Source organism: Vicingus serpentipes (genome assembly GCF_007993035.1).
Lineage (GTDB): Bacteria > Bacteroidota > Bacteroidia > Flavobacteriales_E > Vicingaceae > Vicingus > Vicingus serpentipes.
The window spans coordinates 1-13,612 of the sequence record NZ_VOOS01000004.1 but is presented as its reverse complement, the minus strand read 5'-3'; the positions used below and the strand labels follow the sequence as shown (position 1 = coordinate 13,612).

Here is a 13,612-nt window from a genome sequence, read left to right as displayed (position 1 = left end):
ACACGAATTTTTTATTGTAATAGGGAATGAGTTAGACCGAAATACCAATAGGAAACACTTAAAACCCTGTAACGAAATCGTGACTTTTATTTTAGACCGTATTAATGCGACAGAACCTTTCTTTTTTGCTATCTTAGATGCGACAGAATCCATTATGTTGGCTGATTATTCTATCTTTGGTTTCAACAAAACGAAAACATAATGTTGTCGTTGTATCACTTTGAACATAACAAATTGAAAACAAAACTAATATATCTTTTAGTACTTCTATTTCTGGCAGCATGTACCAGTAAGAAAACAGTAGACGAAAAACCGGTGCCACTGTTACCGCTGCCACAAAAAAATGAGGCAAACCCTTACAATGGCTATACTCTAAACGCATTAACAGGCAACAGCATTCAACCCATTATTCTGGAAAGCGGAGACTCCCTAATTTCTGGAATCCCTATTCCGGTAACCGGAAAAGTTATTCATCCAGACAGTGTTTCCATGCCAATCAATGTGCCGGCTAACCCACCGGATAGCATCTACAACGCCTACGATAACGTATATAAAGTACCAACTAACCTAACCGTCATCCCCGTAAACCACAACTCATTAACCACTATTCTTTTAGATGAAATTGCACAAAAAGATACCCTACACCACCTTATAAACTCATTAGGCGACACTATAAAAACGGGGGTGACAATCCCTTCCAATGCAAAAAAAATAAAAACCACTCAAGCCCAACCCACAGCTGCCTTACCCCCACGCTTTAAAGACGATGCCATTAACAACATGCAGTACTTAGACGTGGACCAGGGAATGGCTTCTTCCTATGTCAAGTCAATACTGGAAGATAAAAGAGGAAACCTCTGGTTCGGCACTTATGGTGGAGGTGTAAGCATGTATAATGGGAAAACCTTTACGCATTTTACAGAAAAAGAAGGCTTATCCAACAATAGTGTTTTGTCAATAGTGGAAGATAAAAGCGGAAACCTTTGGTTCGGCACTTATGGCGGAGGTGTGAGCATGTACAATGGGAAAACCTTTACGCATTTTACAGAAAAAGAAGGCTTATCTAACAATAGTGTTTTATCAATAGTGGAAGATAAAAGCGGAAAGCTTTGGTTCGGAACTGATGGTGGAGGTGTGAGCATGTACAATGGGAAAACCTTTACGCATTTTACAGAAAAAGAAGGCTTATCCAACAATAGTGTTTTATCAATAGTGGAAGATAAAAGCGGAAACTTTTGGTTCGGAACTGATGGTGGAGGTGTGAGCATGTACAATGGGAAAACCTTTACGCATTTTACAGAAAAAGAAGGCTTATCCAACAATAGTGTTTTATCAATAGTGGAAGATAAAAGCGGAAACCTTTGGTTCGGAACTGATGGTGGAGGTGTGAGCATGTACAATGGAGAAACCTTTACGCATTTTACAGAAAAAGAAGGTTTATCCAACAATAGTGTTTTATCAATAGTGGAAGATAAAAGCGGAAAGCTTTGGTTCGGCACTTCTGGCGGAGGTGTGAGCATGTACAATGGAGAAACCTTTACGCATTTTACAGAAAAAGAAGGCTTATCCAACAATAGTGTTTTATCAATAGTGGAAGATAAAAGCGGAAACCTTTGGCTCGGAACTTCTGGCGGAGGTGTGAGCATTTACAATGGGAAAACCTTTACGCATTTTACAGAAAAAGAAGGCTTATCCAATAATAGTGTTTTGTCAATAGTGGAAGATAAAAGCGGAAACCTTTGGTTCGGCACTTCTGGCGGAGGTGTGAGCATGTACAATGGAGAAACCTTTACGCATTTTACAGAAAAAGAAGGCTTATCCAACAATAGTGTTTTGTCAATACTGGAAGATAAAAGCGGAAACCTTTGGTTCGGCACTTCTGGCGGAGGTGTGAGCATGTACAATGGGAAAACCTTTACGCATTTTACAGAAAAAGAAGGTTTATCCAACAATACCGTCTTTTCAATACTGGAAGATAAAAGCGGAAACCTTTGGTTCGGCACTTATGGCGGAGGTGTGAGTATGTATAATGGGAAAACCTTTACGCATTTTACAGAAAAAGAAGGCTTATCCAACAATAGTGTTTTGTCTATAGTGGAAGATAAAAGCGGAAACCTTTGGTTCGGCACTTATGGCGGAGGTGCGAGCATGTACAATGGAAAAACCTTTACGCATTTTACAGAAAAAGAAGGTTTATCCAACAATAGTGTTTTGTCAATACTGGAAGATAAAAGCGGAAACCTTTGGTTCGGCACTTCTGGCGGAGGTGCGAGCATGTACAATGGGAAAACCTTTACGCATTTTACAGAAAAAGAAGGCTTATCCAACAATAGTGTTTTGTCAATACTGGAAGATAAAAGCGGTCATATATGGATGAGTACAGAAAGTGGCCTTACAAACTTTATTTATGTTATTAGCGCTGTTTCTAAGACAAAAAAAGTTAGCTATACCCTAAATTTATTTAAAAAAAATGACGGTTTAAAAGGCATGGATTTTTTTGCCAACAGTGTTTGTTTAGACAGTAAAAACCGTATATGGTGGGGCAGTGGTAAAAGCCTAACCATGCTGGATTTAAATAAATTTGGTTCATCAACAAAACCGCCAGCGGTTTATTTAAGGCAAATTGATATTAATGAGCAATTCATAGACTATAGAAATATAACAGATAGTCTGGGCAATGAAATAGTGTTTAATGGTGTACAGCGTTTTGAAAATTACCCATTGAATTTAGAGTTGCCTTATGATAAAAACCACCTTACCTTTCATTTTGCAGCCATAGATTGGAGCGCATCACATAAAATACAATACAGCTTTATAATGGAAGGGCTCAACACCACCTGGAGCCAACCCAGCCTTGAAGCCAAAGCAGATTACCGAAACCTCCCATATGGTACTTATTCGTTTAAAGTACTTGCTATTGGAGAAAGCGGTGAGTGGAGTGAGCCGTTTGAATATACTTTTACCATTCATCCGCCTTGGTGGTACGCCTCGTGGGCCCTTACAATGTATGCTCTGGGAGCATTGTTGTTAGTTTTTGTTTTTGTACGGTGGCGCACAGATAAACTCAAAAAACGCCAAAAAGAACTGGAAATAGAAGTGGATAACGCTACCTATGAAATTAGGGAGCAAAAGGAAGAAGTTGAAAGACAAAAAGCATACGTGGATAAAGCATACGGTGAACTGGAAAAAAAGAACACCGAAATTCTAGACTCTATTAACTACGCTAAGCGTATCCAATCAGCAATTTTACCTCCAACAAAACTAGTTAAGCAATATTTAGATCAATCCTTCATTCTCTACAAGCCCAAAGACATTGTGGCTGGGGATTTCTATTGGATGGAACCTTCTGAAGGAAGGGTGTTATTCGCAGCGGCAGATTGCACTGGCCATGGTGTACCAGGCGCCATGGTAAGTGTTGTGTGTAATAATGGACTCAATCGTTCCGTAAGAGAGAACGGACTAACAGACCCTGGAGAAATTCTAAATAAGACAAGGGAAATCGTAATTCAGGAATTTGAAAAAAGTGAAGAAGATGTAAAAGATGGAATGGATATTTCTTTATGTGCATTGCATGGAAACAAGTTGCAATGGGCAGGAGCCAATAACCCGATATGGATCATTCGCAATGAGGAACTGCTAGAAACAAAACCCAACAAACAGGCCATTGGTAAAGTTGATAATCCAATGCCATATACCACACATGAGTTTACGTTGGAACAAGGGGATTCCATTTACATTTTTACGGATGGTTTTCAGGACCAGTTTGGAGGAGAAAAAGGAAAGAAGTTTAAACCTGCCAACTTCAAGAAGCTATTGTTAAGCATACAGCAAGAGTCTATGAATAAACAACACGAAATTATTAATGAAGCATTTGAAAACTGGATGGGCGATCTTGAGCAGCTGGATGATGTTTGTGTGATTGGGGTGAAAATAGAATTAAAGTAAATGAATATACTACAACAAAAAAGAAACGTAATGCAAAAAATAATCCCTGAAGAACTAATAGATTGTTAACTTACTTTCTAACTGGATTATTTAATTCGGACTTTGATTTATAAATGATATTTTTGCTTTTATGAAGAATTTTGTAATTCTAATATATCTCTTGCTAACTTTTTCAGGTATATGTTTTTCACAGCCTAAACAGTTAAATTCTTTTATTCATGATTCAACGGTCGTTGATACCTTACGGCTAAAAAAAATATTTGAATTAGTCGAATATCATCATTTGCATCAATTAGATTCTTCAGTCTATTATTGGAAGATTGCACAAGAAATTGTAAATAAATCAACTCATAAATATTGGAAAGCTGAAAGCCACCTATGGGGGGCATGGTTAATGGAACAAAAAGGGAATTTATCCTATGCATTAGAAAACTATTTTGAAGCACTATCGATTTATGAAGAGATTAATGATTTACAGGGAGTTGCTGTTACACAGAATAATATTGCGACTATTTATAAAACATTAGGAGAGTATGATAGTTCTTTAGAATTTCATTACAAAAGTTTAAAAAATAGAAGCAACATTAAAGACTCTTCAGGTATTGCTAATTCTTTGAACAATATTGCTCAAGTTTATTTTGCCCTCGGGGAAATAGATTCTAGTTTATTTTTTCATAAACAAAGTTATAAAATAGCAAAATCAATTAATGATGATGAATATATGGGGGTTAGTTTAAATGATATTGGTATAATTCATAAAAATAGGATGGAATTGGATAGTGCATTTAAGTACATAAGCATGGCTTATGATATTACTAAAAATTCTCTATACAAAAATTCTAACGCAGCTCATTTAAATAATCTTGCACAAATTCAAATTTTGAAAGGTAATTATCAAGATGCTAAAATATATGCTGAAAAGAGTTATGAGATTGCAAAAGAGCTGTCTTACCCAAGGCAAATTGCTTATTCTTCTCTTACACTGTCAAAAGTATATCAAGCTTTAAAGAACTATAAGAAGGGATTAGAGCTATACCAGACTCATATGATAATGAAAGATAGTGTTATAAACCAGGATGTATTGAGAAAATCAATAAATGAGAAAGCAAAATATGAATATGAAAAAGAAAAAATTATTCGAGAGGAAAAATTTAAAGCTGAAAAAAAGCTCCTTATTAAAGAAAAAATATTCCAAAATAGAATTTCATTTTTTATTGCTATAACTTTAGTATTATCTTTTATTTTTATTCTTATCCTTATAAAAAGATATAAAACAATAAAACAACAAAAAGAGCTTATTATTCAAGCTAATAATAAAGCTGTTAAATTAGAAAAAGAAAAGCATGAGCTTGAATTATTAAATAAAATAAGAGATATTGAAAACTTAAATAATCAAGCAAGAGTGTTAATTTCATTTAGAAAAAAATTAATAGAACAGTTATTAGAGGTAAAAAGAAGAAGTGAAAACAATAAAGAGCTTTCTTTTGTAATTACTGAATTAAAAACTGAACTCGGTGAAGATCAAAAAAGATTGTTGTTAAATGATAATGATAAAATTGGTTCTGAATTTAATAATCGTTTATTAGTTGCTCATCCAAAATTATCAAAAACCGAACTAGAAATATGCTCATTACTGACTCTTAATTTATCAACTAAAGAGTTAGCAAACATCAGAAATACTTCTATTAATACTATAAATGTTGCTAAATCAAGAATTAGAAAAAAAATTAATCTTAATCAAGATGATGATTTAGTAACTTATTTGAAGCAGATTTAAGTACTGCTAATATTTTGTAACATTAATTTTTAGGAGTACCCGCCCCCTAATTTTACTTTTGAGTCAATTGAAAATAATTGATGGAAAGTATAAACCTAATAATGTTGTTGGCATATTTTGTTGTTGGATTACTAAAACTAATATATCCAAAGCACAAGCTTGAAATCTTTTTTGGGTTATGGGTTAGTAATATTAAGTCAAATTTTACTGAACTAATAGGTGTTATTGAGATAATTAGCAGTGTTTTTGCTGTGCTTCCATTATACCTCGATACTTATCCTTATATATCAATAATTTGCTTATTTTTTTTATTAATTCAGACAGTAGGCATAATAGGTATCACCCTTTATAGATCTGAGTATAATCTTGGTTTGGTTTTCTATATTATTCTTTTATCAATTTTGCTTTTAATTATTTCAAGCTGGATAATTAAATAATTGAAATTCAATATGGGAATTAATTAAAATTAAAGAGTGTAACATAATGTTACATCTTAAATAGCTGATTATCAATTGAATATTGTTTCTGTAAAGATTTTGTCACATCATGAAAATAGAACATGGGGGGAGTGTATGATACTTTTGAATCAAACATTGTTGAGCTAATGTTATAAATACAGTTACTAAATAGAAGCATTAAATTAAAACTAAAGTATTATGAAAAAAATAGAGTTAAAGGTTCAATGGCTAAAGATCTTGAGAAAGTATGCAAGACTAAAAACTAGATTATCACTTCAACAATCTAAAACTAAATATCTACGAGACCTTAGAAAAATAGAAATTTTAAAGAAAAGAATTTTAAAATTTAAAAAAAGCTATGCAGTAAACATCTCTACAGTGGTATTAACTGCTTGGTTAGCAAATCCTGTTAGCGCACAAGATACTATTCAGGTTAATGTTCCGTCTCCAAGAGTAACGGAATTCAGTGGTCCAGATTTCCGACATCCAAGATCTTTAGATTTTAATGGAGACGGTTATACAGACATATTTTTTGGTAGCTCTACAGGGAATAACGCTAGAGGTTATGTTGTTTTTGGTGATCAAAATGGTTTAACTACAACAAATCAAGCCGATATAGATGGGACAAATGGGTTTGTTATAGATAAAGCATATGATTGTGTTTTTGCTGATATTAATAATGATGGTAAAGATGATATAATAGGTCGTAAAAACAGAATTACTGTCGGTAACAGTGACGCATTTGTAATATTTGGAAAAAATCAACTTGCTAATGATACTATCTATACTGCAACACTAGACTCAGCAGATGGATTTCATATGATTGCTCCTTCGTCATATGGTTTTGCAAATGATTTCTTAGCATTAGATGATTTTAACGGTGATGGGATTAATGATGTAGCTGTATTTGATTATCACAGACAATACTATGTTCAACATACTTCATTTGTTCTATTTGGCAGCAATAATGGATTTGATTCAATCGTGAATTTGGATAATATGACAGTGAACGATGGGTTGATACTAAATCCTACCTCAGGTCAAGGAACTTATTGGGGGACAAGTTTTGCTTCTGGAGATATTAATGGTGACGGCAGTTCTGATATTGTAGTTGCAAATGAACCTTACAATAAAATTGAAGTAATGTATGGAAGTCCAACAGGTTTTACAAATAATCAAATTGATTGGGATAATATGTTCAACGGTACTGATGGATTTAGAATTGAAGAAACTATTAATCAAGGTGGGCTAACTGGCTTATTCGCCCAAGAGGTTTGTGTGCCAGGAGATGTGAATGGAGATGGTTATGATGATTTAATATTTTCAGGCAATTCTGATAGTTGGACCCTTGATGCTGACACAATATCTACAGTTTATACAGTATATGGTAATTCTAGTTTTAATGCTGTTATATATGATAATGACATAGCAGGTAATTATGGAAATGAAATTATTTTTAAAAATAGTCACACCAATATTGGCGCAGCTGGCGATTTAAATGGAGACGGATTAGACGATGTTATATTTACATTAAAAAGTTTAGGATTTCCGACAGTTCCTTATGTTTCTAGAAGTAATATGTCAACAGTAGTTTATGGCAATTGTCAGCAAATTATGGGTTTAATTGATGTAAATTACCTAGTTCAAGAACATGGTGGAATTGTGTTGCCGGGGAATAAATACATTATAACAGATATTGTTGGAGATTATAATTATGATGGACACAATGATCTACTTACTACTTATTCTGGAAAATCATATATATTGCATAGTGATGAAGCAACGTACTCAATTTCTGCTGGTGCTGATACGTCTGTTTGTGTTGGCGATATAGCACAATTAAATGGGCAAATTGTTGGGAACGTAAATGAATTAAGTTGGATGAGTTCAGGTTCAGGAACATTTAGTAATGATTCAGTGGCTGTAACTTCTTATAACCCCTCAACTGATGACATTAATAATGGATCAGTAACACTGTATTTTGAAGGAGTTCATCCGTCTGGAACATGTATAAGTTTCAATGATTCAATAACCTTGAACTTTGATTGTTTTACAGGGATAAATGAAGATGATTCAAACAATATACTTAGTATATTTCCGAACCCATCAAATAGTGGAGATGTAATTTATTTAAATCAAACCGTAAGTAATGTAAGAGTATATTCAGCAACTGGTCAATTGATTAAATCTTATAATGAAACCAATAAAATAGAAGGTTTGGCAAAAGGAATCTATGTTGTTGTTGTAAATTCACAAACTATCAAAATAATTGTGAGTTAATGTTAAACTTAAATGTATTCCTATCTGTTTATACATTTATATCGATTATTTGTCTATTTGTTTTATTAATAATATCAATAGGTATTGTTAGCATAAACCTTAACAGATCACAATTTAATATTGGTTTAGTTTTCTATATTATTCTTTCATCAATTTTGCTTTTAGCTATTTCAAGCTGGATAATTAAATAATTGAAATTCAATATGGGAATTAATTAAAATTAAAGAGTGTAATATAATATTACATTTTAAATAGCTGATTATCAATTGAATATTGTTTCTGTAAAGATTTTGTCACATCATAAAAATAGAACATGGAGGGAGTGTATGATACTTTTGAATCAAACATTTTTGAGCTAATGTTTAAATACAGTTACTAAATAGAAGTATTAAATTAAAACTTAAAGTATTATGAAAAAAATAGAGTTAAAGGTTCAATGGCTAAAGATTTTGAGAAAGTATACAAGACTAAAAACTAGATTATCACTTCAACAATCTAAAACTAAATATCTACGAGACCTTAGAAAAATAGAAATTTTAAAGAAAAGAATTTTAAAATTTAAAAAAAGCTATGCAGTAAACATCTCTACAGTGGTATTAACAGCCTGGTTAGCAAATCCTGTTAGCGCACAAGATACTATTCAGGTTAATATTCCTTCTCCAAGAGTAACGGAATTCAATGGACCAGATTTACTAAAGCCAAGGTCTTTAGATTTTAATGGAGACGGTTATACAGACATATTTTTTGGAGAAAAAAAGAAAAGTAATGATGTAAATGGAAGAGCTTATGTTGTCTTTGGTGATCAAAATGGTTTAACTACAACAAATCAAGCTGATATAGATGGAACAAATGGGTTTTTTATAGATAAAGCATATGATTGTGTTTTTACTGATATTAATAATGATGGTAAGGATGATATAATAGGTCGTAAACAAAGAATTACTGTCAGTACCAGTGACGCATTTGTTATATTTGGAACAGATCAACTTGCTAATGATACCATCTATACTGCAGCACTAGACTCAGCAGATGGATTTCATATGATAGCACCATCATCGTATCAATTTGCAGATGATTTCGTAGCGTTAGATGATTTTAACGGTGATGGGATTAATGATGTAGCCGTATTTGATTATTATAGAGAATACTATGTTCAACATCCATCATTTGTTCTATTTGGCAGCAATAATGGATTTGATTCAATCGTGAATCTGGATAATATGACCTTGAACGATGGGTTAATACTCAATCATACTACCGGTAACAGTAACGGATATAAGTGGGGAACAGATTTTGCTTCTGGAGATATTAATGGTGATGGCATTTCTGATCTTGTAGTTGCAGATCAAACTTACAATAAAATTCAAGTAATGTATGGAAGTCCAACAGGTTTTGTAAATAATCAAATTGATTGGGATAATATGTTAAACGGTACAGATGGATTTAAAATTGAAGAAACTGTTCCTCAAGGTGGGCTAACTGGGGGGGTCTTCGGCTGGGATGTTAGTGTGCCAGGTGATGTGAATGGAGATGGTTATGATGATATAATGTTTTCAGACAATTCTGATAGTCATACCAATGATGCTGACACAATATCTACAGTTTTTACAGTATATGGTAATTCTAGTTTTAATGCTGTTATATATGATTATGAAATAGTTGGTAATTATGGAAATGAAATTATATTCCAGAATAGTCATACCGATATTGGCGCTGCTGGTGATTTAAATGGAGATGGATTAGACGATGTATTTTTTACAACAACAGATCTTCAACTTACTTTGGTTACTTCTGTTTCTCGTGAAAATGTTTCGCAAGTAGTTTATGGCAATTGCGAGCAAATGTTGGATTCAATTGATATTAATGATTTAGTTCAAGCACATGGTGGAATTGTGTTGCCAGGGAATAAATATTTCGTAACAGATATTGTTGGAGATTATAATTATGATGGATACAGCGATCAACTTATGACTTATGCAGGTACTTCTTATATATTAAATAGTGAAAAAGATACTGCTACTAACTCTTTATATGCAGGAGTAGACACTACTTTTTGCGACAGCAACCCAGTACAGTTAAATGGTCAAGTTGAAGGTAATGTAACTCAATTAGCATGGAGTAGTTCTGGTACAGGAACATTTAGTAATGATTCTGTGGCTGTAACTTCTTATAATCCATCATTGGATGATGTTAATAATGGTGCAGTAACACTATATTTTGAAGGAATTCACCCTTCGGGATCTTGTGTAATTTTAAACGATTCAATAACCTTGGCATTAGATTGTCCTACAGGGGTTTATGAAAACAGTTTGAACAGCACACTTACTTTATTTCCTAATCCATCAAATAGTGGGGATGTAATTTATTTGAATCAGAAGGTTAAAAATGTTAAGGTTTTTTCAGCAACTGGTCAACTAATAAAATCTTATGATGAAACCGATCAGATAGATGGTTTAGTTAAAGGAATGTACTTTTTAATTTCAGAATTACAAACAATCAAAATAATTGTGAGCTAATGTTAAACTTAAAAAAAGCTCATATTTGATCATGTTATTTCTAGCGCTAATTTTTAATAGCGCTAGAAATACTGTTCAATCGCAAAACTGTTGGGGGAACCTATAGGACCACTTGTAAATCATGATTGGGATGACAGTATAATGGATCAATTAACCCATGTAAGATGTATAACAGCTTGTAAAAGTGACACAAATATTATGTATTGTGCACTGAACCAGGTGAAATATATAAAAGCACTGATGCAGTTTGGAGCATAAACTTTAGTTTTACACTTAACAACATAGAAGTATATGATACAAAAGGAAAATTGATAACATCATATAAATCAACAAAAACTATTAATTCTTTACCAATTGGTATATATTTGATTGTTTCAGAAGAAGCAACTTTTAGAATTATTGTAAATTAAATCTGCAAAAACTATGAGTAATAATGGATATGAATTTAAGAAATCTGATGGCTTTGAAAATTGGCTATTCAAAAACGAATGTAGCCTCGGATTTACTACATACGAAATCGGTAAAATATTTTTACTTGGGTTGAAAGCAGACAAAAGCCTGAATGTTTCTGAGCGAACTTTTGTAAGATGCATGGGTATGGCATTAAAAAATAACACGTTGTGGTTGAGTTCAATTTTTCAAATTTGGAGGTTCGAGAATACATTATTACCAAACCAAAAATTTAAAGGAATTGATAAACTCTATATTCCCCAATTAAGTTATACAACAGGTAATATTGATACACATGATATTATTGTAGATGCTGAAGACCGTCCAATTTTTGTAAATACGCAGTTTAATTGTTTAGCAACTGTGAGTGATACCCATAGTTTTAAAGTGATATGGAAGCCTCCATTTATTAGTGAAATTGTCCCTGAAGATAGATGTCATTTAAATGGGTTGGCTGAGGAAAATGGAGAAGCAGCGTATATAACAATGGTTGGTCCCTCTAATGAAAAAGATGGTTGGCGAGAACATAGAAATAATGGTGGAATTGTTATGGATGTTCGAACAAACGAAGTTATTTGTTCAGGTTTATCTCTTCCTCATTCACCAAGAGTTCATAATGGACAGGTGTGGTTGTTAGAAGCTGGAACAGGTTATTTAGGTTTTATTAATAAAGAAAAGAAAAAGTTTGTTAAAGTTGCATTTTTTCCAGGATTCCTAAGAGGACTTCACTTTATAGGTGATTATGCTGTTGTTGGTATGTCTAAAAATAGAGAAAAAAGATCTTTTAAAGATATTGAGTTAGAAAATAACATAAAAGCTAATAATCTAAAACCTACATGTGGGTTAGAAATTTTTAATATCAAAACAAATCAATATGAAGAGTATTTACATATTGATGGTATGATAAATGAGTTATATGATGTAATTACGCTTCCAAAAACAATTATGCCTACACTTATTGGGGTTATAAAAGATGATATTCATAAAATGATATCGGTTGAGCAATAACTTAAAATATTAATTAGTTCTGTAAATATTACTAAAATTAAGATTGTCATGAATCTATATTTTATGTTCGTTTAGTTTCCTCATTTTTAATTTAGAGTTAAAGATTGAAGTAGAATATTGAGTAGTCGATACTTTTTCCTATAGAAAACTTGTATTATATTTTAACATAATGAATAAATTATTAACTCTTTTTATTTAGGATAGTTTACTATTAGTATGGAAGAAATAACTGACAATAATTTAGAAATTTACCCTAACCCTTCTTATGGGGCATTAAAAATCAAATTAAAAAATAGTGATAATATTAGGCGCATTAGAATTTATAATCTGCTTGGTGAGCTTATGATTGATAAGCAGAATCATTCGTGTCAAATTGGTTTTGATTACATTGAATTGCCTGGTTCAAAAGGTGAATACATTGTCGTAGTTAATACTGACAAATACACTTTTAAAAGGAAGGTAAATAAACTTTAAAAGGGGGTACCCTTTTCTATTATTGATAATCAACTGTTCATCTGTCCAATTAACACTAAAATTTCTTTGTTTGTGATTTTTAATATAGAATAGATATTTTACTTCTTTCTATTAAAAGGATGTACAAGTTCCTCACAAAATTCTAATTGGAGGATGGGTTATTTTTGAATGATCTTTAGGTCTCTTTTATCAAATTCAAAAACAATCATTATTAGTCACAATAATTCTATCTTTTTGAGTTGAGCTGCAAGAACAAATTACATAGAATAATGCTTAAAATAAAAAGGCGATGGTTCAGCTAAACTATAAAATTTATTACTACAAATAATAATAGGTTAAAAATGGTTGAAGCTGCATATAACGGTAGTAATAAATAATTTTAACCCCTTATTTATAGGTTTTTAGCCTTGTGTAAAGATTTTGTCACACTATAAATTATACAACTAAGGGAAAGTAGAAATACTTTTGAATCAAATATTTTTTTATCAATGTTATTAATGGGTTTTAAAATAAAGTTGAATAATCAAAAATGTACTCAAATTAAACTTAAGCATAATGAAAAAACTATTATTTACATTACTCGTTACATTTTCAATATCTTTTGTATTTGCGCAAAATGAATTTATTACAACATGGAAAACTGACAATACTGGAACTTCCACTTCAACAGAAATTACTATTCCAACAAGTGGAACAGGATATCT

Annotated in this window: 7 protein-coding genes; all 7 read left to right on the top strand. The window is 32.2% G+C overall.

The annotated features are described in order from the left end of the window. Window positions 1-315 precede the first annotated feature (315 nt). The 7 genes from FRY74_RS08845 to FRY74_RS08810 all read left to right on the top strand — a co-directional run bounded on the left by FRY74_RS08845 (window position 316) and on the right by FRY74_RS08810 (window position 12,908). Window positions 316-3,945 (top strand): two-component regulator propeller domain-containing protein, encoded by a 3,630-nt coding sequence (locus FRY74_RS08845; protein WP_170227993.1) that lies wholly within the window; start codon window positions 316-318, stop codon window positions 3,943-3,945. Between the two features lie 130 nt (window positions 3,946-4,075). Next, complete coding sequence (locus FRY74_RS08840; RefSeq protein WP_147100636.1) at window positions 4,076-5,722, top strand: tetratricopeptide repeat protein; 1,647 nt, start codon at window positions 4,076-4,078, stop codon at window positions 5,720-5,722. A gap of 656 nt (window positions 5,723-6,378) precedes the next feature. Continuing rightward, the gene (locus tag FRY74_RS08830; protein WP_147100633.1) at window positions 6,379-8,460 is read left to right on the top strand and encodes a T9SS type A sorting domain-containing protein; all 2,082 of its coding nucleotides are present in this window, start codon (window positions 6,379-6,381) and stop codon (window positions 8,458-8,460) included. A 410-nt stretch (window positions 8,461-8,870) separates the two neighbouring features. Further along, window positions 8,871-10,976: a T9SS type A sorting domain-containing protein gene (locus tag FRY74_RS08825; RefSeq protein WP_147100631.1), complete on the top strand. Its 2,106-nt coding sequence runs from the start codon at window positions 8,871-8,873 to the stop codon at window positions 10,974-10,976. Between the two features lie 203 nt (window positions 10,977-11,179). Next, a complete protein-coding gene (locus FRY74_RS08820; protein ID WP_147100629.1) occupies window positions 11,180-11,386 on the top strand; it encodes a hypothetical protein in 207 nt (68 codons plus the stop codon). Between the two features lie 13 nt (window positions 11,387-11,399). Next, a complete protein-coding gene (locus FRY74_RS08815) occupies window positions 11,400-12,434 on the top strand; it encodes a TIGR03032 family protein (RefSeq protein ID WP_147100628.1) in 1,035 nt (344 codons plus the stop codon). A gap of 216 nt (window positions 12,435-12,650) precedes the next feature. Beyond that, window positions 12,651-12,908, top strand: coding sequence for a T9SS type A sorting domain-containing protein (locus FRY74_RS08810; protein ID WP_147100626.1), 258 nt, complete (start codon window positions 12,651-12,653; stop codon window positions 12,906-12,908). Window positions 12,909-13,612: the final 704 nt, after the last annotated feature.